Origin of the sequence: Aliiglaciecola sp. M165 (assembly GCF_007197995.1) — a bacterium.
In the GTDB taxonomy this organism is placed as follows: Bacteria; Pseudomonadota; Gammaproteobacteria; order Enterobacterales; family Alteromonadaceae; genus Aliiglaciecola.
The window spans coordinates 349,179-373,514 of sequence record NZ_VKKH01000003.1; the positions used below are offsets into that span (position 1 = coordinate 349,179).

General features: G+C 42.5%; 24 protein-coding genes and 1 tRNA gene. 12 read left to right on the forward strand and 13 right to left on the reverse strand.

Going from position 1 to position 24,336, the window contains the following annotated elements; translation table 11 throughout:
* The first annotated feature begins 140 nt into the window (after nucleotides 1–140).
* Entirely contained in the window at nucleotides 141–1,598 is a 1,458-nt protein-coding gene (locus FM019_RS07105) for an MFS transporter (protein WP_143835228.1), read from the forward strand.
* A 45-nt stretch (nucleotides 1,599–1,643) separates the two neighbouring features.
* On the opposite strand, the gene FM019_RS07110 is transcribed toward FM019_RS07105, so the two are convergent.
* From FM019_RS07110 to FM019_RS07130, 5 genes are all read right to left on the reverse strand, one after another.
* On the reverse strand, nucleotides 1,644–2,252 hold the full coding sequence (locus FM019_RS07110) for a hypothetical protein (RefSeq protein ID WP_143835229.1): 609 nt from the start codon (nucleotides 2,250–2,252) through the stop codon (nucleotides 1,644–1,646).
* Nucleotides 2,253–2,394: 142 nt separating this feature from the next.
* Nucleotides 2,395–2,697 (reverse strand): integration host factor subunit alpha, encoded by a 303-nt coding sequence (gene ihfA, locus FM019_RS07115; RefSeq protein WP_143835230.1) that lies wholly within the window; start codon nucleotides 2,695–2,697, stop codon nucleotides 2,395–2,397.
* A gap of 4 nt (nucleotides 2,698–2,701) precedes the next feature.
* On the reverse strand, nucleotides 2,702–5,089 hold the full coding sequence (gene pheT, locus FM019_RS07120; protein ID WP_143835231.1) for a phenylalanine--tRNA ligase subunit beta: 2,388 nt from the start codon (nucleotides 5,087–5,089) through the stop codon (nucleotides 2,702–2,704).
* A gap of 14 nt (nucleotides 5,090–5,103) precedes the next feature.
* Entirely contained in the window at nucleotides 5,104–6,084 is a 981-nt protein-coding gene (pheS, locus tag FM019_RS07125) for a phenylalanine--tRNA ligase subunit alpha (RefSeq protein ID WP_143835232.1), read from the reverse strand.
* Between the two features lie 719 nt (nucleotides 6,085–6,803).
* On the reverse strand, nucleotides 6,804–7,058 hold the full coding sequence (locus FM019_RS07130) for a hypothetical protein (protein WP_143835233.1): 255 nt from the start codon (nucleotides 7,056–7,058) through the stop codon (nucleotides 6,804–6,806).
* 178 nt (nucleotides 7,059–7,236) lie between these two features.
* Between FM019_RS07130 and FM019_RS07135 the strand changes: the two genes are divergently transcribed.
* Nucleotides 7,237–7,683: a hypothetical protein gene (locus FM019_RS07135; RefSeq protein ID WP_143835234.1), complete on the forward strand. Its 447-nt coding sequence runs from the start codon at nucleotides 7,237–7,239 to the stop codon at nucleotides 7,681–7,683.
* A gap of 3 nt (nucleotides 7,684–7,686) precedes the next feature.
* Here the strand turns inward: FM019_RS07135 and rplT are convergent, their stop codons facing one another.
* From rplT to thrS, 4 genes are all read right to left on the reverse strand, one after another.
* Nucleotides 7,687–8,043 (reverse strand): 50S ribosomal protein L20, encoded by a 357-nt coding sequence (gene rplT / locus FM019_RS07140; RefSeq protein WP_143835235.1) that lies wholly within the window; start codon nucleotides 8,041–8,043, stop codon nucleotides 7,687–7,689.
* An 18-nt stretch (nucleotides 8,044–8,061) separates the two neighbouring features.
* Nucleotides 8,062–8,259, reverse strand: coding sequence for a 50S ribosomal protein L35 (rpmI, locus tag FM019_RS07145; protein ID WP_133470421.1), 198 nt, complete (start codon nucleotides 8,257–8,259; stop codon nucleotides 8,062–8,064).
* A gap of 140 nt (nucleotides 8,260–8,399) precedes the next feature.
* Complete coding sequence (gene infC / locus FM019_RS07150) at nucleotides 8,400–8,939, reverse strand: translation initiation factor IF-3 (protein ID WP_143835236.1); 540 nt, start codon at nucleotides 8,937–8,939, stop codon at nucleotides 8,400–8,402.
* 19 nt (nucleotides 8,940–8,958) lie between these two features.
* On the reverse strand, nucleotides 8,959–10,875 hold the full coding sequence (gene thrS / locus FM019_RS07155; protein WP_143835237.1) for a threonine--tRNA ligase: 1,917 nt from the start codon (nucleotides 10,873–10,875) through the stop codon (nucleotides 8,959–8,961).
* Between the two features lie 193 nt (nucleotides 10,876–11,068).
* Here thrS and FM019_RS07160 point away from each other — a divergent pair, with 193 nt between their 5' ends.
* The 6 genes from FM019_RS07160 (at nucleotide 11,069) to FM019_RS07185 (ending at nucleotide 15,471) form a co-directional block, all read left to right on the forward strand.
* Nucleotides 11,069–11,740: a hypothetical protein gene (locus tag FM019_RS07160; protein WP_143835238.1), complete on the forward strand. Its 672-nt coding sequence runs from the start codon at nucleotides 11,069–11,071 to the stop codon at nucleotides 11,738–11,740.
* 97 nt (nucleotides 11,741–11,837) lie between these two features.
* A complete protein-coding gene (locus FM019_RS07165; RefSeq protein ID WP_143835239.1) occupies nucleotides 11,838–12,359 on the forward strand; it encodes a DUF1993 domain-containing protein in 522 nt (173 codons plus the stop codon).
* A 142-nt stretch (nucleotides 12,360–12,501) separates the two neighbouring features.
* Nucleotides 12,502–13,362, forward strand: a complete 861-nt coding sequence (locus FM019_RS07170; protein WP_143835240.1) for a fructosamine kinase family protein — start codon at nucleotides 12,502–12,504, stop codon at nucleotides 13,360–13,362.
* Between the two features lie 95 nt (nucleotides 13,363–13,457).
* On the forward strand, nucleotides 13,458–14,201 hold the full coding sequence (locus tag FM019_RS07175; protein ID WP_143835241.1) for a pteridine reductase: 744 nt from the start codon (nucleotides 13,458–13,460) through the stop codon (nucleotides 14,199–14,201).
* Nucleotides 14,202–14,209: 8 nt separating this feature from the next.
* On the forward strand, nucleotides 14,210–14,413 hold the full coding sequence (locus FM019_RS07180; protein ID WP_143835242.1) for a CPXCG motif-containing cysteine-rich protein: 204 nt from the start codon (nucleotides 14,210–14,212) through the stop codon (nucleotides 14,411–14,413).
* Nucleotides 14,414–14,514: 101 nt separating this feature from the next.
* Nucleotides 14,515–15,471 (forward strand): DUF3080 family protein, encoded by a 957-nt coding sequence (locus FM019_RS07185; RefSeq protein ID WP_143835243.1) that lies wholly within the window; start codon nucleotides 14,515–14,517, stop codon nucleotides 15,469–15,471.
* A gap of 348 nt (nucleotides 15,472–15,819) precedes the next feature.
* Here the strand turns inward: FM019_RS07185 and FM019_RS07190 are convergent, their stop codons facing one another.
* Nucleotides 15,820–16,932: a PQQ-dependent sugar dehydrogenase gene (locus FM019_RS07190; protein WP_260681562.1), complete on the reverse strand. Its 1,113-nt coding sequence runs from the start codon at nucleotides 16,930–16,932 to the stop codon at nucleotides 15,820–15,822.
* A 338-nt stretch (nucleotides 16,933–17,270) separates the two neighbouring features.
* On the opposite strand from FM019_RS07190, the gene FM019_RS07195 reads away from it, so the two are divergent.
* Nucleotides 17,271–18,278, forward strand: a complete 1,008-nt coding sequence (locus FM019_RS07195; protein ID WP_143835245.1) for a catalase family peroxidase — start codon at nucleotides 17,271–17,273, stop codon at nucleotides 18,276–18,278.
* A 160-nt stretch (nucleotides 18,279–18,438) separates the two neighbouring features.
* Here the strand turns inward: FM019_RS07195 and FM019_RS07200 are convergent, their stop codons facing one another.
* Complete coding sequence (locus FM019_RS07200) at nucleotides 18,439–19,134, reverse strand: PEP-CTERM sorting domain-containing protein (protein ID WP_143835246.1); 696 nt, start codon at nucleotides 19,132–19,134, stop codon at nucleotides 18,439–18,441.
* A gap of 288 nt (nucleotides 19,135–19,422) precedes the next feature.
* Here FM019_RS07200 and FM019_RS07205 point away from each other — a divergent pair, with 288 nt between their 5' ends.
* The 3 genes from FM019_RS07205 (at nucleotide 19,423) to FM019_RS07215 (ending at nucleotide 22,512) form a co-directional block, all read left to right on the forward strand.
* Complete coding sequence (locus tag FM019_RS07205) at nucleotides 19,423–20,187, forward strand: hypothetical protein (protein ID WP_143835247.1); 765 nt, start codon at nucleotides 19,423–19,425, stop codon at nucleotides 20,185–20,187.
* Nucleotides 20,188–20,374: 187 nt separating this feature from the next.
* The gene (locus tag FM019_RS07210) at nucleotides 20,375–21,148 is read left to right on the forward strand and encodes a hypothetical protein (protein ID WP_143835248.1); all 774 of its coding nucleotides are present in this window, start codon (nucleotides 20,375–20,377) and stop codon (nucleotides 21,146–21,148) included.
* A gap of 410 nt (nucleotides 21,149–21,558) precedes the next feature.
* The gene (locus FM019_RS07215) at nucleotides 21,559–22,512 is read left to right on the forward strand and encodes a transposase (RefSeq protein WP_143835249.1); all 954 of its coding nucleotides are present in this window, start codon (nucleotides 21,559–21,561) and stop codon (nucleotides 22,510–22,512) included.
* A 427-nt stretch (nucleotides 22,513–22,939) separates the two neighbouring features.
* Here FM019_RS07215 and FM019_RS07220 read toward each other — a convergent pair.
* Nucleotides 22,940–23,016, reverse strand: a tRNA-Val gene (locus tag FM019_RS07220).
* Between the two features lie 122 nt (nucleotides 23,017–23,138).
* Complete coding sequence (locus FM019_RS07225; RefSeq protein ID WP_143835250.1) at nucleotides 23,139–24,203, reverse strand: patatin-like phospholipase family protein; 1,065 nt, start codon at nucleotides 24,201–24,203, stop codon at nucleotides 23,139–23,141.
* Between the last annotated feature and the right edge of the window lie 133 nt (nucleotides 24,204–24,336).

Consider the following 24,336-nt stretch of genomic DNA (forward strand, 5'->3'; position numbering starts at 1 on the left):
ATTAAAGTCCCAATTTATCAACTTTGACGCCATTTATTCGAAAAATCGACCAATTCCTAATAATTGCATACGTATGTTTGCAGTGAACAAGGCAGCACTTAGGTTACAATCTTGTTAACAAATATCGGTAGAGAGATAACATGTTTGCATTTCAGAAAAATCTGACCAATGGGTTTTACGCGTTACTTAGCTTACCCGCAACTGCTATGGGATTTGCGCTTTCTGTGCAAATAGCAGCCCTTAGTTGGTTGCTCACTACCCAGTATGGGCTGGATTTACATGATGTTGGTTTTGTTTGGGCAGCGGGCCCCATCGCCGGCATTTTAGGACAAGTAATTGTTGGCGTGATCAGCGACAACGTTTGGCTGTGGAATGGCCGTCGACGTCCTTTCATTATCATTGGTGGTGTGCTTGCAGCACTTAGTTTATTAGCCTTACCGAATATTGGAGTGATTTCATCGGCACTTGGGGTAAACGGTATATTAGGTGTAGCCGTTTTGATCGCATTGACCTTGGATTTATCAATCAATGTAAGCTTTAATCCAACACGAGCAATCATAGCCGATGTCACTCCCAAAGGGCATGAACGCACCAAAGGTTATACCTGGATGCAGACTGTGTCGGGGTCCTTTGGCGTACTGGCCTATGTTATTGGCACGTTTTGGAACAACTATGCGCTGATTTACATAGGTGTTGGGCTTGTGTTCATCATGTCAATTATCCCGCCTTTGTTTATCAAAGAGCCTGAAGTGCTTGGCGACGATTCAGCAGCAGAACCCATTCCCAAATTAGGTTTCATCAACGGCATGCAAATGATAGAGCCTTTGTGGGGATTCTTAATTTACTCGCTGTATGCCTTTGCAATCAAAATGGCGGGGATCGAAATCACCCATTATTGGGTTGAAATAGCTTGTTTGCTAATTACCCTTGGATTTATTGCAAAAACCTTAATGGCTGCGGAACAAATCAAAGCGGATGGCACCAGTGAAATCGGCTTTAAAAAAGTATTGGCGGCTCATTCGTTTACCTGGCTCGGAGTGCAGTCAATGTTTATCTACATGATTGGCTTTTTGAATCAGAACCTGCCTGAATTAACCGATACACAAACAGGCCAGGTGATCAGTGCCAGCTTTCTGGTGCTTAGCGTAGTTTCGGCGATTCTTCCCGCTTTGTTATTGGAGCCTCTAGCCAGAAAGATAGGTCGTGTTAAAGTTCACACCTATTGCATCGTTTCTATGGCTATTGCGTACCTCGCACTTTCGCAGTTGGGTGGTAGCAAACTTACCATCTATGTGATGATGGCATTTCTAGGTATAGGTTGGGCCGCAACGATCAGCTTGCCCTTCGCAATCATGTCGCAAAAAGTCAATGCCGCAAAAATGGGGCTGTACATGGGTTTGTTTAACCTTTCAGTTGTTCTTCCTCAACTGGTTTCAAGTTTAGGCATCGGAAAAGTCATTCAACAAGTCGAAGATAAGAACCTGTTGTTCGTGATTTGTGGGATAAGCCTGGCAATATCAGCCGTCTCCTGGCTGTCTGTTCGAGAGGATATATCCACCGTGAATGAAGTTGAAACTGTGGGCGGTGGCGCACACTAAATTATGGTTTTAACTTTGAGGTATTCGTTATCCGGTGCGTGGCTCCTACTGAGCCACGCGCTGGTTTAGCAATAGCCACTGTTCTCGGGCTTGTTTTAAATACGGAGCAACATCTTCGTCCCCAGCTAATTGTTGAGCAATTTGCAAAATTTGCTTGTCACGTAGGGCCAACAATTCATCAGATCTTGCAAATAAATCCTTTGCTTCTGGATAGATAAGTTTGAGATCTTGTATGCCTTTTAACTCTCGGTATCGTTTTTCAAACGCAATGGAAAACAACTGACGTTTCGCCAAAAACTGCATAAAGTGCAGACCGCTGTCACTGGAAAGTAAATTTATTTGTGAAGCCGGCAAATTAGCGGCTATTGCTATTTCTATGGCCTTTTGTTGCAGTGCCTTGGCAGCTTCAATATCACTGTTTTTCACCGCAGCTTGCATGCCCGATTGAAACTCATCATTTTCCAAAATAGTTTGATAACTGATACTTGGTAAGATGCTCAGTTGTTGATTTGGAACCGGGTTTTCATTGTTCTCTGCCACTTGTCTGTGGGTTGTCGCGTCCACTTTTTTATCTAGAAAAGAATGTTGCAGGCTAATAATAGCTACAACCATGACGCCCAAAGCACCAAGTGCAATTAAGTATTTTTTATTCATTAGGAGTTTCTTGTTGAGAACCTTTTACGCTTTCCGCAAACACGCGAGCCGCTATCGACTCGCCAGAAAAAAGGTTTTGATGCGCGAAAAATTGATAAAAATATAATACGAAAAAAACGCACTCTAAGAGTGCGTTTATTGATTATTGACCACCGGATGGCTCGGTGTTTTCTACCCGACTTTTGAGCTTTTGCCCAGGTCGGAAAGTTACAACACGTCTTGCTTTTATTGGAATATCTTCACCTGTCTTAGGGTTCCTACCAGGCCGCTCGTTTTTTTCACGCAAATCAAAATTGCCAAAACCAGAAAGCTTAACTTGCTCACCTGACTCAAGCGCTTCTCGAACTTCCTCAAAAAACGATTCAACAAGATCTTTTGCATCTCGTTTGTTAATACCCAATTTTTCAAACAAATGTTCTGCCATTTCGGCTTTGGTTAACGCCATACCGTCAATCCCTCAATGATGCCCCGAACTTTTCTGATAACTGGGACAGAATGTCATCTACTACTGCTTGAATTTCAATTTCTTCAAGAGTTCTTGTTTGGTCCTGTAAGGTAAGAGAGATTGCCAGGCTCTTATGACCGGCCTCGATACCCTTTCCTCTGTATACATCGAACAAGTTTAGGCCAACTAGTTGATTTCCGCCAAATTTTTCGATGTAAGATAATATTTCACCTACAACTTTATCTTCCTCTACAACGATCGCAATGTCACGTCTATTTGCAGGGAATTTAGATATTTCCTCGGCAAGTGGCAGTTTTTTACGACCAATGGCAGCAAAATCCAGCTCAAATACAAAGGTTTTACCATTAAGACCCAGTGTCTTGGTGAACTTAGGATGCACAGCACCAACAAAACCAACACGCTTATCGTCTAAATATATTGCAGCGCTTTGACCTGGATGCAATACACTGTGCTGCTCTGCCACAAAAGTGAATGCGCCTTTATTCGCGGTTACCGCTAACAAAGCTTCTACATCACCTTTAATATCAAAAAAGTCTACCGCTCTGTCTTCGTCATTCCAACTTTCGTTTAATCGATTGCCTGAAATGACACCGGCGATAACCTGTTGCTGTTGAACGCCTGTTTTTTCTGTTTTTTCAGGAATAAAGCGCAAACCTGTTTCGAATAAACGCACACGAGATTGCTGGCGTTTCTGATTATAAGAAACCGCTTGCAGAAGCCCTGTCCACAAACTCACACGCATTACTGACATGTCTGCTGAAATAGGATGCGGTAAAACCATACCCTGCATATCAGGGAATAATTCGCCTTGCGCCTTAGGATCAACAAATGAATAGGTAATGGCTTCTTGGTAGTCTCTTTCAACCAATGTCTGTTTTAGTCTATCGTTTGACAGGTTTTGTTCCCGATGAACTGACATTTTTAATTTTGCAGTAGGAGAAATCTCAGGAATACTGTTATAGCCGTAGACTCTTGCGACTTCTTCAATCAAATCTTCTTCAATACTAATATCGAATCGATACGCAGGAACAAGCGTTGTCCAGGCATTTTCTTTGAAACTTACTTGCAAGCCGAGGCGTCGCAATATGTCTGTGACTTTTTCAGGGTTAACCTCAATGCCCAAAACCTTATTCAACCGTTGGGCGCGCAAAGAAACTTCGCGGGCTTTGGGCAAGTGTGACTCACTTATCCCTTCAGTGATTGGGCCAGCTTCGCCACCAACAATTGACAATAGCAGTTGTGTTGCTCTTTCCATCGCTTGACGTTGAAGCTGCGGGTCGACACCACGCTCATAACGGTGAGAGGCATCTGTATGTAAACCGTACTGGCGCGCTTTACCCATAATGGCATCAGGGGCAAAAAAGGCGCTTTCCAGGAATATATGTTTTGATTCTTTGGTCACACCCGAATATTCACCACCAAAAATTCCGGCCATCGCCAAGGCTTTTTGCTGGTCAGCGATTACCAAGGTATTTTCATTAAGCTCGACTTCATTGCCATCAAGTAAAACCAGCTTTTCAGATTTATTCGCAAACCTGACAACCACGTCACCTTCAAGTTTTTCATGATCAAACGCATGCATTGGATGACCAAGTTCCAATAGGACATAGTTTGTGACGTCAACTACAGGATCAATACTTCGTATACCACTTCGGCGCAACTTCTCTTGCATCCAAAGTGGCGATTGTGTGTCAAGGTTGATGTTATTAATCACCCTTCCCAAATAACGAGGACAGGCTTCTGGCGCTTCAAGTTGAATCCCACGGCTCTCATCATGTAAAGCCTCAACAGGTGAGATGTCTGGCGCGCAAACCTCAGACTGATTTAAAACGCCGACTTCTCTAGCTAGACCTCGAATACCTAAACAGTCGGCTCGATTTGGCGTTAAATCCACTTCAATGGTCACATCGTCTAGCTCTAAATATTCGCGCATATCTTTGCCAACTGGTGCATCGTCGGCTAATTCCATTATGCCGTCGTGATCATCACTGATTCCCAGCTCAGAAAAACTGCACAACATGCCGTAAGAAGGCTGACCGCGAAGTTTTGCTTTTTTGATTTTAAAGTTACCAGGTAGAACAGCGCCTACCATTGCAACAGCGACTTTAATTCCTTGACGACAATTAGGAGCACCACAGACAATGTCCAACAATTCTTCTTCACCGACATTTATTTTAGTGACACGAAGCTTGTCGGCATCAGGGTGTTGTCCGCATTCGACAACTTCGCCAACGACAACACCTGAAAACTCACCAGCAACAGGTTCGATACCATCAACTTCTAAACCTGCCATACTAAGTTGTTCTGACAGTTCATCGGTCGAAATAGATGGATTGACCCACTCGCGTAACCACTTTTCACTGAATTTCATGTTATTGGCTTTCCTTATCTGAACTGCTTGAGGAAACGAAGATCGTTTTCGAAAAACGCGCGAAGATCGTTCACGCCATAACGCAACATGGTGAGTCGCTCGACCCCCATACCAAATGCAAATCCTGTGTATTTTTCTGGATCTATGTTCACAGCTTTCAAAACGTTAGGATGCACCATTCCGCAGCCTAATACTTCCAACCATTTTCCGTTTTTACCCATCACATCTACCTCTGCAGAAGGTTCGGTAAATGGGAAATAAGAAGGTCTAAATCGCACTTTCAAATCTTCTTCGAAGAAATTGTTCAAGAAGTCATGAAGAATGCCTTTCAACTCCGCAAAACTGACGTTTTCGTCAACCATCAATCCTTCAACTTGATGAAACATTGGCGTATGTGTCTGATCGTAATCATTGCGGTAAACTCGTCCCGGTGAAATGATCCTAAGAGGCGGTTTTTCGACTTCCATGGTTCGAATTTGAACCCCTGACGTTTGGGTTCGAAGCATGACATCTGGGTTGAAATAGAACGTATCATGATCTGCGCGTGCAGGATGATTCGCAGGGATGTTTAACGCATCAAAGTTGTGAAAACCGTCTTCAACTTCAGGCCCAGATTTAACCGCAAAACCCAATTCACCAAAAAATGTCTCAATACGTTTGATAGTGCGGCTAACAGGGTGTAGCCCGCCAACTTCATCGCCTCGGCCTGGTAGCGTAACATCAATCGTTTCATTAGCCAGCTTTGCGTTTAGCTCTTGATCTTTCAGGAATTCGTTTCGAGCACCGATCATTCCCTGAATTTTCTGTTTTGCTACATTGATTTTTTGACCAGCGACAGGTCTTTCTTCAGCAGACAATTTACCCAAACCTTTGAGTAATTCAGTCATGCGCCCTTTTTTACCCATGAATTCAACGCGCACAGCGTCGAGGGTGTTGGCGTCTTGAGCAGCGTTTATCTGCTCTTCTGCTTGTTTGATTATGGCATCAAGATCCATATTTTCCCCGAATTGGATTAGATTTTCGCGTTCTATTTTCACTGGTAAATGAAGTGAAAAAGCATTTAAAAAAAGAACCCGCAATTCTACACGAAATAAGGCGTTGTAGGCTAGCGTCAATTAGTTGAAATTATGGGATAAATCGTTTGTTATTGTTACATTCTGGATCTTCTTGAGAAATATTTATAGTGAAGGGGGAAAACAATTAGTCTTGTTCTTTGTTAGTCCCAAACTCAATCACAGTGAAAACCACAGCGACTCCTAACACAGTCCAAATTGAAATGTTGTAAAAGTAAGCTCCGACTGCCAATAAAATGCAGAAAAACAAGCCTATGACATGATTATATTTTTTGAGAATCTGTTGGAAATTATTAGGATTTTTTTTCATAGCATTTCAATGGTAAATAGTTCGCGTTAATTGTTTTAAAGAAAATGGCATAGGTAATCGTCAAAATTAGAGAGATGCTACCCAAAATCAAGTATTCAAATTTCATCAAAGTTAACGTCGCCCAACAAAGAAACACGTTTGTGAGCACGACATAAATAAAATTTACCTCTATTTTATTTGAACAGCACGAGCAAGTGACGGCTGAGCTCAGTTCACTCGTTTCAATTTTGCCTCGCTTGCATTCTGGACAAGTTCTCTGTGGCTTTAACATAATTGCTTCCAAACAGCGCCCCTTTCGGGGCGACTTTATTAAGTTTATAGGCTATTTTTATTAGTCTGTTTTTTTCAAGTCTTTCTCGCCAACGTTATTACTGTCTCTGTTGGCAGAGCCTCCTGAAAAGCTTTGGGCCGCCTTCAAACCTCCATACAAGGCAGCCAGACTAGCTGCTCTAGACGCAACATAGCCACCCAGACTGCGCACGGCGAAGTGTCCTGCAAAAGAATACGCTGTCGATGCGATAGCCACGATGAGGGGAAAAGCCCCACCATTAACTTGCTCAATTTGCTTATCAGATAATGATTGCATTGTATTTCCTTATTTTTTAGGTCACATCATTGTGACTCTATGAGCATAGTGAAAAGCATAACCATTGGAACTAGACCCATGGTCCAGTTTTTAATAGCTTTTTGTAATAGCAATATTTGTTTTTATGCCATTCCCGCAAGCTCTTATGGCAAGGACGCTGTGGGGAATCTCTTGGGGTTTGAAGAGATCTCCGAAAACAGCACTCGGAGATGACGTAGTGGGAGCATGCGGTGAGGACGTAGTCAGTGCATTCGAAGATGACGTAGTGGGACCATGCGGTGAGGACGTAGCGGGAGCATATGAAGATGACGTAGTGGGAGCATATGAAGATGACGTAGTGAGAGCATACGGAGAGGACGTAGTTGGTGCACACGAAGAGGACGTAATGGGAGCATTCGAAGATGACATAGTGGGAACATATGAAGATGACGTAGTGAGAGCATACGGAGAGGACGTAGTTGGTGCACACGAAGAGGACGTAATGGGAGCGCACGGATGTAGTGGGTGCGTACGGAGAGGATATAGTGGAAAAGTTAGTGATGACGTGCTTTGCGGTTTCCAAAACGAAAAAAGGCGAGCCATCCAGGCTCGCCTTTTTCCGAAAGAACTTAAACTTAATTGTTAAAAATTAAGCCAATGCGCCTTTTGCTGCTTCAACCAAAGCAGTAAACGCGTTTTTGTCATGCACAGCGATGTCGGCAAGGATCTTACGATCGATTTCGACAGACGCTTTCTTCAAACCGTTGATAAAACGGCTGTAAGACATGCCATTTTGACGGGCAGCAGCATTAATACGTGCAATCCATAATTGACGGAATTGACGCTTACGCTGACGACGGTCACGGTATGCATATTGACCAGCTTTTGTTACCGCCTGGACAGCAACGCGATAAACTCGACTACGAGCTCCGTAATAACCTTTGGCTTGCTTTAGTACCTTCTTGTGACGGGCACGGGCAACTACACCACGTTTTACTCTTGCCATTTTTCAGTCTCCTCTATCTTAAACGTAAGGCAACATGCGTTGAATCAACGCAGTGTCAGCTACATGGGCTAATTTCTTGCCACGCAAGTGACGTTTACGCTTAGAACTCTTCTTGGTCAGGATGTGACGCAAGTGAGACTGTTTGCTCTTGAAACGACCTGAAGCGGTTTTTCTAAAACGCTTGGCTGCTCCACTATTACTTTTCATTTTAGGCATAGCTAAAACTCCGCATTGTTAAGACCACTTCAAAGGACGTGCAATGCACGACTGCTTTGGGGTCATGTTTACAACTTAGCAGCAAGGTGAACCTAGGTGCAGATCCGATTTTACGGTCCTTAGTTACTTGTAAACCTAAACTACTTCTTAATTGGGGCGAGCACCATGATCATCTGACGACCCTCTACCCTATGAGGGAAAGACTCGCAGTTGGCAATGTCTTCTAAATCCGTGCGAACACGTTTTAGTTGTTCAATGCCGATCTCTTGGTGGGCCATTTCACGTCCGCGAAAGCGGATCGTTACCTTGGCCTTATCACCTCCTTCTAGAAAGCGACGCAGGTTGCGCAGTTTTACCTGGTAGTCGCCTTCATCAGTGCCAGGGCGAAATTTAATCTCCTTGACCTGAATTTGCTTTTGTTTTTTCTTTTGCTCTTTTTGAGCTTTACTCTTCTCGAAAAGGAACTTTCCGTAATCCATTACTTTACATACAGGCGGCTCAGCATTTGGACTAATTTCTACTAAATCCAAACCAGCTTGGTCGGCAAGATCTTGTGCTTCACCCAGAGATACAACCCCTAACTGTTCACCTTCTTTACCAATTAAGCGAACTTCTGTCGCTGTGATTTCTTCATTGATATTGGCTTTATCGCCTTGAGCCTTATTATTAGCGCCTTTAATATGTTATTCCTCCACGAAATTAATCTAGTTGCTTAGACACGACCTTGTCATTTATTAACTCAATAAATGCATCAACGGTAAATTTACCTAGGTCATCGCCCTTGCGTGAACGCACAGCCACTTCGTTTGCTTCCATTTCTTTATCACCAACGACTAATAAAAATGGAACACGCCTAAGAGTGTGCTCGCGGATTTTAAAGCCTATCTTCTCATTTCTCAAGTCAGACTTTGCTCTAAATCCATTTTCTTGTAATTTTTTCGCTACATTTGATGCATATTCACCTTGTTTGTCGGTAATATTCATCACTACCACCTGATTTGGTGCTAACCAGGTCGGATACAAGCCAGCGTATTCTTCGGTAAGAATTCCAATAAATCGCTCAAGCGATCCTAAAGTTGCACGGTGGATCATCACCGGCACTTTTCGTTCACCATCTTCGGCTACATAAGTCGCGCCTAATCGGCCTGGCATAGAAAAGTCCAGTTGGACGGTACCGCATTGCCACGCTCTGTCTAAACAGTCATGCAAAGTAAATTCAATTTTAGGGCCATAAAATGCCCCCTCGCCTGGCAGATAATCAAATTCTATTTCTTTAGAATGCAATGCATCGGCAAGTTTTTGTTCAGCTTTATCCCAAACTTCATCTGAACCAACCCGTTTTTCAGGACGAGTAGACAGTTTTACAACGATTTTTTCAAAGCCAAACACTTTGTATACGTCATAGATCATTTCAATGCAGCTAGCGACTTCATCTTGGATTTGATCTTCAGTGCAGAAAATGTGTGCGTCATCTTGAGTAAAGCCGCGAACGCGCATCAATCCGTGCAACGCACCTGAGGGTTCGTTTCTGTGACAACAACCAAATTCGGCCATACGCAAAGGTAAATCACGATAAGATTTCAGGCCTTGATTAAATATTTGCACATGACCCGGACAATTCATTGGCTTGATCGCATATTCACGCTTTTCAGATTCAGTGGTGAACATGTTTTCTGCGTACTTGTCCCAATGACCAGATTTTTCCCACAAAACGCGGTCCATCATCAATGGCCCTTTTACTTCGCCAAAGTTGTACTCACGTTGTTTTTCGCGAATAAACTTTTCAAGTTCTGTATAAATGCTCCACCCATCGTTGTGCCAAAACACCATGCCTGGCGCTTCTTCTTGCCAATGAAATAAGTCTAACGCTTTACCAATTTTTCGGTGATCGCGTTTTTCTGCTTCTTCCAGACGATTTAGATACGCTTTTAACTGCTTTTTGTCAGCCCATGCAGTGCCATAAATACGCTGAAGCATTTTATTCTCACTATCACCACGCCAATAAGCTCCGGCAACTTTCATAATTTTGAAATGCTGGCAAAAACGCATGTTGGGCACATGGGGACCACGACACATATCAATGTATTCTTCGTGATGATATAGCCCAGGCTGATCGTCTTTGGCGATGTTTTCATCCAAAATTTCTATTTTGTAGGTTTCGCCACGTTGTTCGAAGGTATCACGGGCTTCCTGCCAACTAACTTTCTTTTTCACCACATCATAATTTTTCTTGGCCAAAGCAAGCATGTGCTTTTCCAGCTTCTGTAGGTCATCGTCGTTTAACGAATGTTCCATATCGATGTCGTAATAAAAGCCATTGTCGATAGTCGGGCCGATTGCCATTTTCACGTCTGGGTAAAGTTGTTTAATTGCGTGACCAATCAAGTGGGCACAAGAGTGACGAATAATTTCCAACCCTTCTTCGTCTCTAGCAGTAATGATTTGTAGTTTTGCGTCCTCGGTTATCATGTCGACGGCATCAACTAGCTCGCCATTGACACGGCCGGCTATGGTGGCCTTTGCCAATCCTGGGCCAATATCATTGGCAACATCAAGAACAGAAACTGCATTATCAAACTGGCGTTGACTGCCATCGGGAAGGGTTATTGTTAACATCATATTTCCTTACACAGTGGTGACACCTACCAAGCGCCACGTGTGAATTAATCTTTGTTGAAGCGGTCTATAGCTGTATAAGCAGTAGCAACCATAAAAAAACACCCACATTTGGGTGTTCAGTGCAACTTATTGACGCGCTATACGTAATAAAAAACATCTAACACTCTGCTACGATCAGAGCCAGGAAGCTATGATAACTAACAAGCCCAGAATGATGCAATCAAATCGAACAGGAATCTTCAAAAGATTACTGATTAATACAATGCTATTGATGCTGTGTCCTATGTTTGCGATTGCGCAACAATCAGACACACAAGAATGGCGCGTGGTTAAATCGAAATGGGGCATAGAAATTGCCACTCGTCCACATGCGAATGGCTACAAATATGTTAGAGCCAAAACAAAAGTGCACGGCTCGCAGACAGACTTCGTCAAGCTATTGGACAATATCGAGATTGGCCCCGATTGGATAGCAAACTGTAAGAAGGTTGAGCTTATCGCCAGCGAAGGCCAATCTGTGCGTGTCGTGCATACATATTTCAAGGCTCCATGGCCGGTTAAAGACAGAGATATGGTCACGCGATCTAACACGGTAATCGATGAACACACCGGCGACATTACCATCACTGTTGTGGATTACGGACAAAATGTCGCGGCTGCAGATAAACACGTGCGAATGGAGGCTGTGCATGGCACGTGGTCGCTTAGAACCTTGGCTGAAAACGAATATGAGCTCATGTACGAGGGTTATGGTGAACCTGCTGGCAAAATCCCGTTGTGGTTGGCAAATCAAATTTTGGTCTCATCAACGTTTGACACCTTTGTTGGTATCAAAAAGCAATTAAATCTTGTTTCGCCATAGGCTAGTAAATGCTGTTTTCAAATAATGTGTGTTTTACGCCGACTAGTATTGCATTATTAATAGTACCGTTGACCATCTGAATAAATAGACCGAGCTTATGGAACCTATAGAAATATTTGAACGGTATTTAAATCAACTAATTACAATACTCGAAAAAGCCCAAGGGTTTTGTGCAGAGCAAACAATCAAAGAAACTGAGTTGTTGGAAGAACGACTTGCGCCTGATATGTTCCCGCTTAAACAACAAATCTCGACAGCGATAAATTTTACCATACGAATTTGTGCACCTTTAGCAAACAACCCTCACTTAAATGTGCCCATCAATACAAAAAGTTTTGCAGATTGCATAGCTAGTTGTGAGCAAATGATTCAGCGACTTTATGAGCTGGAAATTGATCAACATTTCGCAGATAACCTGCCAATGATCCAATCGACTTCAGGGTTTCAAGAAAATGAATTTCATGCAATGGAATATATCTATGCCTACGGACTACCGAATTTCATTTTTCACCTAAGTATGGTGTATTCAATTTTGCGTAAAAATGGCGTTCCTCTTAGTAAAGGGGATTTCGATGGCTATCATGCCTACCCAGAAGGGTTTTACTTCGACGCCGATTAATCAACCGAACTTGCACGGAGTTGGTCTGACCAAGTGTTAATTACTATTCGTTATAACAATGACAAAATAAATAGTTAAATGAACCATCATCTTTGGCTGCGTGATCCATACTCAAAATTGAGTAATCACTTTAAGCAATATCATGTGGCACTTTATTAGCGATCAAATTAGTCAACAAACGCAGAATGACTTTATTTGTGACGACATTCGAGACATGGACGCTGGCGATTCGCACAAGGCCTACCGTATTTCAGATGGTAGAAAACGTTATTTTGTGAAAGTTAATCACGCGGACAAGCTCCCCCACTTTGAGGCAGAAGCGGAAGGTTTGGTGCATTTTGATAAGACACAGTTATTCAGGGTGCCTCAAGTAATTTGCTGTGGAGTCTGTGAAGACAATAGCTTTTTAGTGATGGAATTTATCACCCTTTCACAAGGTGATGACCAAGCCTGGGCGGATTTTGGTAAACAGCTCGCCAATTTACACAAAAATCAAACACAACAAATGTATGGTTGGCAAGACGATAATTTTATCGGGCTTAGTCCGCAACCCAATCGCTGGCATAAAAAATGGCCACAATTTTTTGCTGAGCAGCGTATTGGCTTTATGTTGCAGCTACTGGCTGAAAAAGGCCATAAGCTAGGCGACATCGATGAAGTCGTTAGCTCCGTCGAAAATTTATTATCTGGGCATAACCCTGTAGCCTCAATGTTGCACGGTGATCTGTGGCGCGGAAATACCGGCTTTAATAAGAACCAAGCGGTGATGTTCGATCCCGCATTTTATTATGGCGATCGTGAAACTGATATTGCAATGACCGAGTTATTCAACAAGTTTCCTGCTGCTTTTTATCAAGGCTATGAAGCAGCTTGGCCTCTGAGTGAGCACTATCAATATCGTAAATCTATCTATCAGTTATATCATTTGCTTAATCATGCTGTGATGTTTGGCGGCCATTATCTCCAATCTGCACAAGCCACCTTAAAAAACTTACATAACTAACAAAGTACAATCGCAATTGTTGGCTTGATACGCTTGTGCGCTGCCTAGATTGAATATAGGCTTCGTTCACCTTCGGTCTATAGAAATTTAGTTTTATGCAAACCAAAGTTGCTTTTATAACCGGCAGTGCAAAGCGCATCGGTGCATACACAGCTGCTTACCTTCATGAAAAAGGCTTTAATGTCGTAATTCATTGCAACCAATCGTTGCAAGAAGCCAACGACCTCGCGACAACGTTAAATAAAACCCGAGCGTTCTCCGCAAAAGTTGTCCAGGGCGACCTGACTCGTATCGAAGCCCTTTCTACGATCGCCGAACAAGCCACGCAAGCATTTGGTAGACTTGATGTTTTGATAAATAACGCCTCAGCTTTTTATCCAACGCCAATGGGCCACATCACAGAACAGGACTGGCAGTGCTTATTTGCCAGCAACGCCCAGGCCCCATTATTTCTTACGCAACTATGTAAAAAACAACTTGAAGCGAATCAAGGAGTTGTTGTGAATATGGTTGATATCCATGCACAGCGCCCATTAAAGAGCCATACTGTTTACTGTATGGCGAAGGCGGCATTGGTAACCATGACACAGTCTTTAGCTCAGGAGCTTGCTCCTGACGTTCGAGTGAACGGTATCGCTCCGGGGGCGATATTGTGGCCCAGCGAAGCGTTGCAAGAAAGTGAAAAAAATCACATCTTGCGGCAAATTCCTCTGCAAAAAATGGGTACCGAAAAAGATATTGCTCAAGCTATCGCCTTTTTGATCGATGCGCCCTACATCACCGGGCAAATTCTTGCCGTTGATGGAGGACGTAGTATTGCAAATCCGCATAGTGCTTAGGAGGATTTATGTCTTCGTTACATGAGCAAACCATTGAATGCCCTCATTGCGGGCATCATCTTCACGTATCACTTGATAGCAGTAATGGCGATCAAGATTTTTTCGATGAATGTCCAAACTGTTGTCATGACATTCACATCAAAATGCATATTGATGATCTACACCGAAAGTTGGACGTAAATATTGTTTCAGACGATGAGCAGATATATTAGGGACAGTTATTTTTACGTTTTTATTAGGCAACGACTCGGCTAGTTCAAGCATTAGGTACCATAGATATCAATACCTTGCCCTCTTGCTTGTTGTTACAATCATGACGGGTTGTACTCGAGCACCAATCGAATCTCATTTGAAAGACTATGCTGGCCGACTCTCGAATGTACTAGGGCAACCCATCGTTCTTAAGCCATCGACAGATACATTAAGGTTTCCTGCCGCGGTCGATTTAAGAGTAACGATCCCTGAAATAACCATTAATCTTCGCGAGTTTTATGCTCTGGATAATTGTGAAGTTTCGACACTTATTGCACAGCGCAACACGGCTCTGGGTAAAACCCAACTCCCTTCGACCCGCTACGTTTACGAAGTTAATTTAATAGACGGATTGCAACAATGTTTGGCCCAAGCCGATGAGCCGAATCAACGACAGGCTCTAACGCAATGGTTAACACAAAAAAGCAGCAATGTTCAGCGTGTATGGGCTGATATGCTGCAAAACAGCAGCGAAATCAAGCAAACCTTAACTGACAACCAAGGGTATTTCACGGCCCACAGTGATGCACGATTAGCTGAATATAAGACATCATGGCACTATATTATTTCGTTGTATCAGCACCACGAAGACGTTGACGCAGAGAAATTAGAAAATGCACTTAATTTTTTACGACAAAACCCATTATTTGCTCGACTGTGGCGCACACAATCGTTGCTGTCTAATCAATTAGAACAATTAAATGAACAACTCTTGGCTATCGAACCCAATTTGCTGTGCGACTCTGCATCGAATCAACAACAAGCTGAATATCTTAAAAATGTATTTCAATTGTTTTTCATCGATCGCATTCAGCCCTTCGCAGCGCAGCTTGATCAAAATCAATATGCACTGCGACCTATCATCGATTCCTTGCAAGATAACAGCGACATCAGTGAAGCCTTGAGGGTGTTCTTAAACGCGCGGCAACAAAGTTTTTTGCGATATCAAAACAGTGTTTTGGTACACGTAAAATTTTGGCAAAGACTCTTCACCCGATGTGATCTTTCGCCTAATTAACGTTTAAACGCCAAAAATAACTGTATATAATTACAGCCATGCAGCAAGATAACATCAAATACTCTCAACGAACCTGTTTTATATATGATAAACGTGGTGAGTTGGTCGGTAAAATTCAATTTCAGCGAGAGCCGATTTTCAAGACCTGGAGAATTAAATATTTAACAGAGAGCTTACCGTTCAACAGTTATGATCATCCAGAAATCATAAAAGAAAAGTTGGAGGACAACGATTTGAACTGGTCGTGGGGGAAAATAAAGCACTATTACGGATATCAGCGACATTGAACAATCAAACAAAAAAACGCTCACATTTTTAAAGTAATGTGAGCGTTTGTGCCAAATCTGACTAGTTAGTAATTTTGATGAGTCTTCCTGAAGTCCCATCTTCTAAAACAAAAATATCTCCTTGAGCATTTTGTTCTATTTCTCGGACACGCTGTCCCCACTCGTATCTAGCGGCTTCTTTGGCGCGATGATGTGGACGTTTTTCATGTTTTTCAAATTCAACACGAATGATTGCTTTAGATGATAACCCACCGATAAAACCATCTCCTCGCCAATCAGCGTATTTGTCTCCTTTGTAGATCATAAACCCTGCAGGGCTAATGGCAGGTACCCATGCCACGGTAGGTGCTACGTATATTGGCATGCTTGCATGAGACGGAATTTCTACACCTGAATAATGAGAGCCTTCAGATACGACTGGATAACCATAGTTTCGGGCCTTTTCTATTAAATTGAGTTCGTCTCCGTGAGCAGGACCCATTTCATGTACCCATAGATTACCGTCCAAATCAAAATCTATACCTAAAGGATTACGGTGACCAAGTGTCCATATTTCATTGGTCACAGGACCGTTCTTGGCAAATGGATTGTCGTCGGGAATAGAGCCATCTTGATGAATTCTAACCACCTTGCCAATATTCATTGCCATATTTTGAGAAGGGGTAAACTTCTGCCTATCACCTGATGTAATGAAAACATAGCCATCCGCAGACAAGGCTATTCGATGGGCGTAGTGACCATTGCCGGTCACTTTTGGAGACTGTTCCCATATATTTTCCCGCTGGGTCAAACGCGCGGAGTCAGACGTTAACTCTAGCCTAGCCCGCTCTACTACCGCACCACTGAACCTGTCGTCGTTTTTATCCCGACCAACATAAGAAATAAATACGGTGTTGTTACTGGCAAAGTCTGGATGCACAACGATATCTCCCAATCCTCCTTGCCCTTTTGCTTGAGTTTCAGGCACGCCTATTACTTCGGCTTGTTTTTTGCCGTTGCGGTCGAGCAACCAAATAGCACCCGCTTTCTCTGATACCAATGCTCGTCCGTCAGGCAGAAAGGCCATTGCCCATGGACGGTTGAACGTCTCGAGCACCTCGCCCTTTAACTCAGCGCCGTCAGTTGATTTCATCTCGATGACTGTTTGTGAAAAAACAGGTTGGCAAACCATCATTAAAAATATCGACGTCAATTGTGTAATTGTCTTTAGTTTCATAGCGTTCCCTTGGGAATATATTGATCGTGATGAATATACGCGCCTAAGCCAAAGAAAGCTCACCCCCATACTTAATTCATCTCAAAGTTGGAATGAATCGGTATTAGCGCTGACTGAAAACAGGTGTTTACCATGCATAAATTCTGTTTGTAACGACATTGAGACCAAACACCATTTTTACGCCATGACTTTCAATGATAAATAGTCATTAGTAAAAATAAGTTAGTGAGTAGTGAACGAAACCTCTATGCTTTGGGTAGCATATTTAAAGTAACGAGTTACCCAAGGAAAATTCTATGACTACTTCTCGAATTACTATTCTGTTATCGATGTTTGCTGTGGTGGCGGTAAACCAACAGTCCTTCGCTCAAGACAGCGCGAAAAAGCCTGTTCAAGCTAATGATTTAGTTGAAATATTTGAAAAGTTAGGTGGTAAACATCCGGGTTTTAGAAAAGCACATGCCCGCGGCTTATGTGCCTCGGGCATTTTTACACCTTCTACCGACCAAGCCATGCAAGAACACTTCAAAAGCGCCAGTCTGCTTTCAAACGGTGAATTACCAGTAAGTATGCGCTTTTCACTTGGTGGCGCCAACCCTAATGCCGACGAACGTGCACCCGGAACCAGAGGGATGGGAATGAAAATATCACTTCCTGACGGAAGTATGCACGTTTTTACTGGTAATAACTTCCCAGTATTTGCAGGTAAAGATCCCGAAACATTTTTTGGCTTTTTGTCTACTTTGTTGCCTGACGAAGACGGTGTAAGAGACCCTAAGAGAACCGGTAAATTCATCATGGAAAACCCAAGCGTTCAGGCTCACGCTGCGTGGCAACAAAGTGCAAAAACTGCGGCGTCTTATGCAAATACTGAGTTCTTTGGCTTACACACATTTTTTTATAATCAAGGACAGGCAAATGAAACGAAATTCAGGTGGCATCTCACGCCTGATCTAGGCGTGCAAACACTATCAAAAGACGAAGCCGCCCAAAAACCAGAAGCATTTCTGGCTGACACGATGAAAAAGCAAATGGCAGATTCAACTGTAAGCTTTACCTTGCATGCAAGCATTGGCCAAGCCGAAGACAGTGATATCGACCCTTCAAGCCAATGGCCCTCACAAAGAGCAAAAGTGAGTTTGGGTAAAATCACCCTCACCAGTGCAGGAGATGACAGCTGCAACAACACTAACTATGATCCAAATCTGCTGTCTAAAGGGTTTTCGCCTAGTGCAGATCCTATTTTGCGGATGCGCTCGCCAGCTTATGCGATTTCATTTGGGAAGCGTTTGAGTAATCAGTAGTTTTTTTACCATTCAAAACCGTCAAAGCTGCACATTCGAACCCGCCAAATAGCAAAAAGGCAACAAAGTGATTATTCATCATTTTATTGCCTTTTTTGTTATTGCTGCGATTGAGCAATTTTTATTTAGGTATTAACAACTTAAGCGACGGGACAAAATGTTACGATTTGCGAAAACGCCCAAAGCCCAATGCCATAAGCGCAATTGAAAGCAAGGCAAGTGAACCTGGCTCCGGAATCGCTGATACGCCTAATACTTCGACATCATCGCTGCTGCCATCTACCCAAAGCATAAAGTGGGTGCCGATAAACATATCTTGCATCTCAAATGCCCACTCTCTTTCCCCATCGGGGCCAGACACATCAAATATCGACTCGCCAAGTATGATGGAATCCGGGTTGTTAAAAAGCACAGAAGACACGTTGAAATCGTCCGAGCGCCCCAAATCTCCCATAAAGAAATCGAAAATATTCACATTATGGCTGAAAGAAAATAGCAATCCTTCATCAGGGTCCGTTGCATAGTTGCTGCTTGAACCACCATCCAGATCATTACCGTCATCGGCAGAAGAAAGTACACCTAATCCTTCGTCATCTTGGAAGACACCGAAACCATCTTCGGTAACCATCTGCCATGCTTCCAACTGGTCACCATCGGAATTATAACTTGTGGTCCAGGCGGTCACAGAAAGCATCAGATCGCCGTCCGCAAAGATCATTTCGTTGCTGATATTTGTATTGTTTTCATCCCAAAGAGGAAAAACATAGGTGGGTTGAGCAAAAGATTGAAAACAAGAAAACATTAATACTGAGCTGGCAGTCAACACAGATAATTTTTTAAACAACTTTAATTTCATTACAACTACTACATCAATTAAATAATAAGGACGTCGACCTAAAAGCACTTTCTGTGCCAACTATTTAATTATTATTTTTCAATGATATACGGAAAATTTTACAGTTAAATGTAAATTTTTTTGACACTGGATATTTTCAAGCTTGATAATTCATTCGCCATAACTTTTAAATAATCTAGATAAAAGAAATCAAACTTAGTCCTTATCGATTCATTGGCTTTTCACGCGTATTTCACATCTACTGTCGTATCTTTTTAGCTATTCACTGCGTAACTAAAGAAATAAAAGATGAAAAGTAAAAAAGCATTGGCTTTTGGAGTACTCGTTAGCATTTATTCATTTGGCGTTGTAAAAGTAACTGAAGCTTCCCTTGAAGATAACTCTCCCAATAAACAGAGTGTATTAGTTTCCTCAGTAAAGGCTGCTATTGAACGATATGAACAAACACCAAAAGAAAATTGGGCTTTTCAAGTATCTCGCTATGAAAATGAAGAGGGGCAAATCAGCAGCAGCATAGAGCATTACACACCTAATGTTGATGTATCCAAACAATGGACATTGACCCAAATTAACGGCGAGGCCCCGACTCCTCAGCAAATCAATAATTTTGTCAAAAGCAAAGTCAAAGACCAAAAGCGTTCAGATAAGAGTCTTTCTATTGAGTTGCGAAAACTTATCAAGCTTGATTCATTAACGCTCATTAAGGAAAGTGAAAATATCCTTGATATCAATTTTAACGTTCAATTAGACCGCTTGGGTTCAGATGCAAAAGATAAATTGCAAGGTAGGCTAACATTGAACAAGCAATATGGTTTCATCGAAAGTATTGTCATAACCAATAAAGCGGAATTTTCTCCGATGTTTTCCGCCACTATTCGTGATTTGGAACTAACCATTATGTTTGTACAAATCAATGATGCCATTCTACTGCATCAACAAAATTTAAACATGAAGGGGACCTTTGCTTTTTTCAGCGAAATAGATGAAGTGTCTCGCGACGTTTTTTCAAATTACCGTTTTGTCTCAGATGTTAAGCTAGCGGGAGGCAAGTAGCAGCTGTTCTGACGTTCTGACGTTCTGACGTTCTGACACCACGTTTATATCATCAATACCCGCCACATGTATTTTTCAGCAAAACGTCAGTGAAAAATCATTTAATGTGATTTTAGTTCCTCTAGGTTATGAAAAACGCAATTCACTAATTTCTAAATTCTCGCTTTTTTTACATAAGGACAACATTATGATCATTGGCGCTACGCTAAAAAAAATATTCATGGCAACGGCCGCCGTGGCAATTGTTGTGGGTGCTTTTCTCGTTTATGCATTGGCTGGCTTAGGTGCCCGTCCAGTTTTATTTGCCGAGCCACCAAGTTTTGTTAAAAAGTATGCTACAACATTGCAGTACTCCAATGCATATCCCCTTGACGCATCCAAAACAGTTGGCAAACAGTTAGACGAGACTGAATCCGTAAAAATCACGACGGATTTCTTAAAAGAAGAAGCATTGGTCCGCAAGGTATTTTTCGAAGATGAATCGCCAGGTTTGATACTTCCTTTGTTTGCACATCCAGATAGAACACAGAGGGTGAAAATTGCCTCGGCGTTTTCCGCTGTGAACGTTAAGTTTACCCACGATGAAGAAAGTGGATTTCCTGAAAAAAGGCGTCAGTTTTGGTTAGATGTAAAAGAACATATTCCCAATATAAAAAATGCATTGTTTGAAGCCCTGGCCGCGTCAGCTAAAGAAGGCTCTAAGAGCACCATCCCATACACACTAGCTTGGATGCCAGGACAAGACCACGAGACCGTCGAGTTCTTTGCCTGGTCTGCAAAACACCACCCAGATCAGTGGGTACGTCGTTTTTCTGTTTACTTTGTGGTCGAATTTGGCGAAAACGAAGAACTTGCCAGTTCACTGCTACAAGACCGAACCCATGATCCGGATTATGGCGTGCGCAGAGAAGTTTTAGACCTGCGAATTAAACGACTTACCGGACAAAATCAACAAAGTTAGTTGCCTATTGATAAATCAGTTTATAAATCCACTATATGGAGACGTCTATTTAAGGCGTCTTTTTGATTGGACATATTAGATTATTTCGCACAACCAAACTCAGCTTGCGCAAATGTCACCTTAAAATTGGATTTCACTTCGCTCAACATTTCGTTTCGATGAATTTGCACGGAAATTGGTGCGTCTGAGTAGACTCGAATTATCGACCATTGGACCGGGTCATAGAGAGCGGTGGTGCGGAGCGCGGCCTTGACCGTCCGCGTCAGACTGCCAGACTCACCTTGCGCAAATGCCACCTCAAAATAGGATATCGCTTGGCTCAAAACGAAGAAGAGTGGACAGCCACAAACTATACCATCGAGTTAACCCAATCAACTAAGCTTGAGTGACTAGTGTAAAAGGAAACTGACATGCCATTGCCAAGGAAGCGCCAGATAAGTTTAGAAGACACTCCCTACTATCATTGTGTTTCACGTTGTGTGCGCCGAGCGTTTTTGTGTGGGGAAGATGCCTATTCCGGTCAATCTTATGAACATCGCAGGCAATGGGTAGAAGACCGCCTGTTATTTTTGTCAACGGCCTTTGCCATCGACGTGTGCGCATACGCCATAATGAACAATCATTTTCATGTGGTGTTATTTGTCAATACAGAGAAAGCAAACGGTTTGTCTGATAAAGACATTTGTCTTCGATGGCACAAACTCCACAAGGGTACACTGCTTACTCAGCGATTTGCGTCCGAAGGTGCTGATTCATTGTGTGACGCTGAAAAGTTAACGCTTGCGTCGACTCTTGCCATTTACCGACAGAGACTCATGGATATCAGCTGGTTTATGCGGGAATTAAACGAACCCATTGCCCGTCAAGCCAACCAAGAAGACAACTGCACTGGCCATTTCTGGGAAGGACGATTTAAATCACAAGCATTACTGGATGAACATGCACTGGCTGCCTGCATGGCGTATGTCGACCTAAATCCAATCCGTGCTAACATGGCAAAAACACCTGAAACGTCAGAGCACACCAGCATTAGACGACGCATCCAAGACCTTAAACGAGGCTATGAGCCCAGAACACTAATGCCCTTTGTGGGTAATCCGCGGCAAACCCTACCCCATGGCCTAACATTCAACCTGATAGACTACATCAACTTGGTAGAGCAATCTGGCAAAATTCTGCATTCTCATAAACGCGGCGCGATAGATATCAATCAATCCCCTATTCTGTTGCGACTCGGAATTGATGAAACACTCTGGGAGAGATTAACGTCTGAATTTGAACGACATTTCAGTGTGGCGGCCGGAAATGTGACCACATTGGACACACACAGAAAACACAGAAGGCAAAGACGACAATCTCATTAGAGACGCTTACCACGATTCAAACCTTCCTAGTCTTAAAAGCGCTAAACGCGCCAATTTAGGCTGCATTAAAAACGGTAATTTCACTCCATTTCGCACGTTGAAGTTTTCCAATTCATGAAAATTATGCATATTCGCCAAGTTAAAAGAGTCGAAGTCACGCGCAAAACGGAAAGGAAATGCAAATCATAATATTCAAAATATTATGGCTGTCCATGAAGTTGTTCTTGACACACTTTTGACACACTCAGTGAAAATTTGGGAAATTCAAGAACGAGAAAATCTCAAATGACACACTGGTGACACACCAGTAAATACAATAACTTAGATGATAATCGATGTAAATATAGCCTGACTCACTTTGACACACTCGAAAATGACAAAAGCACGGAGCCTAAAAGTATAAACATATGATTTTATTATGAAAAAATGGTGCGTCCGAGTAGACTCGAACTACCGACCCCCACCATGTCAAGGTGGTGCTCTAACCAACTGAGCTACGGACGCACTTTGTCAAGACACTCAACACGAATGTGTTAAGCGGCGCGTATAATAACGATGCTAATGCTGTTGTTCAAGCGCTTTTTTGCTCCTATTAACTTGTTTGCTCATTATTCATTCGCAAGTCGTTAAAATGCAAAAGGTTTCACTTTAGCAGCAACGTTAGGATCTTGTGTCATTTGCATAAAGGCGTCACCGAGTTGATCGCTCTTTTTGATGACCGTTTGCCAATATTCAATACGCTGCTCTGTTGGCATAGTTTCAAAATCTTTTCGGTCAGGGATCTTTTGATACGGTAGTGATGCAATAAATTCTGAGCTAGGCACCGCCATGACCACTTTGTCGTAACTGCTTTTGTGCGGGAGTCTTCTTTTTAATGATTTATCAAACCAACCTGGAATGGGACGCGGATAAAAATGTGGATAAAACACAAGGCCCTTTTGAGGACCAAAGGTTAAATCAAAATGATAATCAATAATTCCACCATCGCGATACATTCCTTTTGGTGCACCATTGATATTCTCAACCCCTTCAATGACGATGGGAATGGAACCCGAAGCCATCAGAGCTTGGGCTAAATTATTTTTGGCTAAATTGATGGTATAGGTTGGCATCTTGTTCGGATCGTCAATTTGCAATTCACTAGTAGGTGAAGCAAACACGTAACGCTCATAAAAGCGCTGTAAAAAGGTACGTTTAACTGCATTGGCACCAGCACTGGCTAGTAACCCTGTCATTTGCAATGGTTTACTCTCGAATCGCGTCAAACCTTTACAACGAGCCACAATAAAGTGAGCTTTAATGATGGGATTATTGATGATTTCTTCAATGCCATTTTCGCCTAATACATAGTCAAGCAGTTCCAGGCTCGATAAGGTAATTTCTCGAATAGACGGTTTGGCAGAATAAGTAACATTGGAATAACGTTCGGCCAATCGATTTATGGCCGCTAGGGGATCGTTTTGACCAAAACATGCAAAGCGAAAAGCACCTGCAGACGAGCCAATGATGTTTAACGGTCTTTCTCTATTGGCAAAGAATTGCGAGAAAACAACCCTGTCCAACCCCGCCAGCACAAACCATTTAGGCCCGCCAGAAGCCCCCAGCATGTAATCAAACAAAGATTGATCGAGTCCATTTTGTTCAATGGCTTTGAGCGCGGTTGGCCCTGCATATAAATCTAAAACGTGCACGTTTGCCTATCAACGGTTACTGTAATGGAGCTAATGTATCAATCAATAAGGCTATTGCAAGACAAAGTAGCGATTCTTTGTATTTAAGTTATTGATAGTCTTATATTTGCTTTTTCAACGACCAATGTTTTTT

Bases quoted from the DNA above. Each gene is read 5' to 3' on its own strand.
- FM019_RS07200 (WP_143835246.1), bottom strand. From the start codon at position 19,134: ATGAAATTAAAGTTGTTTAAAAAATTATCTGTGTTGACTGCCAGCTCA.
- FM019_RS07175 (WP_143835241.1), top strand. From the start codon at position 13,458: ATGCAAACCAAAGTTGCTTTTATAACCGGCAGTGCAAAGCGCATCGGT.
- rplT (WP_143835235.1), bottom strand. From the start codon at position 8,043: ATGGCAAGAGTAAAACGTGGTGTAGTTGCCCGTGCCCGTCACAAGAAG.
- FM019_RS07185 (WP_143835243.1), top strand. From the start codon at position 14,515: ATGACGGGTTGTACTCGAGCACCAATCGAATCTCATTTGAAAGACTAT.
- FM019_RS07105 (WP_143835228.1), top strand. From the start codon at position 141: ATGTTTGCATTTCAGAAAAATCTGACCAATGGGTTTTACGCGTTACTT.
- FM019_RS07130 (WP_143835233.1), bottom strand. From the start codon at position 7,058: ATGCAATCATTATCTGATAAGCAAATTGAGCAAGTTAATGGTGGGGCT.
- FM019_RS07165 (WP_143835239.1), top strand. From the start codon at position 11,838: ATGGAACCTATAGAAATATTTGAACGGTATTTAAATCAACTAATTACA.
- FM019_RS07215 (WP_143835249.1), top strand. From the start codon at position 21,559: ATGCCATTGCCAAGGAAGCGCCAGATAAGTTTAGAAGACACTCCCTAC.
- ihfA (WP_143835230.1), bottom strand. From the start codon at position 2,697: ATGGCGTTAACCAAAGCCGAAATGGCAGAACATTTGTTTGAAAAATTG.
- FM019_RS07195 (WP_143835245.1), top strand. From the start codon at position 17,271: ATGACTACTTCTCGAATTACTATTCTGTTATCGATGTTTGCTGTGGTG.
- FM019_RS07210 (WP_143835248.1), top strand. From the start codon at position 20,375: ATGATCATTGGCGCTACGCTAAAAAAAATATTCATGGCAACGGCCGCC.
- FM019_RS07170 (WP_143835240.1), top strand. From the start codon at position 12,502: ATGTGGCACTTTATTAGCGATCAAATTAGTCAACAAACGCAGAATGAC.
- pheT (WP_143835231.1), bottom strand. From the start codon at position 5,089: ATGAAATTCAGTGAAAAGTGGTTACGCGAGTGGGTCAATCCATCTATT.
- FM019_RS07205 (WP_143835247.1), top strand. From the start codon at position 19,423: ATGAAAAGTAAAAAAGCATTGGCTTTTGGAGTACTCGTTAGCATTTAT.
- pheS (WP_143835232.1), bottom strand. From the start codon at position 6,084: ATGGATCTTGATGCCATAATCAAACAAGCAGAAGAGCAGATAAACGCT.
- FM019_RS07180 (WP_143835242.1), top strand. From the start codon at position 14,210: ATGTCTTCGTTACATGAGCAAACCATTGAATGCCCTCATTGCGGGCAT.
- rpmI (WP_133470421.1), bottom strand. From the start codon at position 8,259: ATGCCTAAAATGAAAAGTAATAGTGGAGCAGCCAAGCGTTTTAGAAAA.
- thrS (WP_143835237.1), bottom strand. From the start codon at position 10,875: ATGTTAACAATAACCCTTCCCGATGGCAGTCAACGCCAGTTTGATAAT.
- FM019_RS07110 (WP_143835229.1), bottom strand. From the start codon at position 2,252: ATGAATAAAAAATACTTAATTGCACTTGGTGCTTTGGGCGTCATGGTT.
- FM019_RS07190 (WP_260681562.1), bottom strand. From the start codon at position 16,932: ATGATGGTTTGCCAACCTGTTTTTTCACAAACAGTCATCGAGATGAAA.
- FM019_RS07160 (WP_143835238.1), top strand. From the start codon at position 11,069: ATGATAACTAACAAGCCCAGAATGATGCAATCAAATCGAACAGGAATC.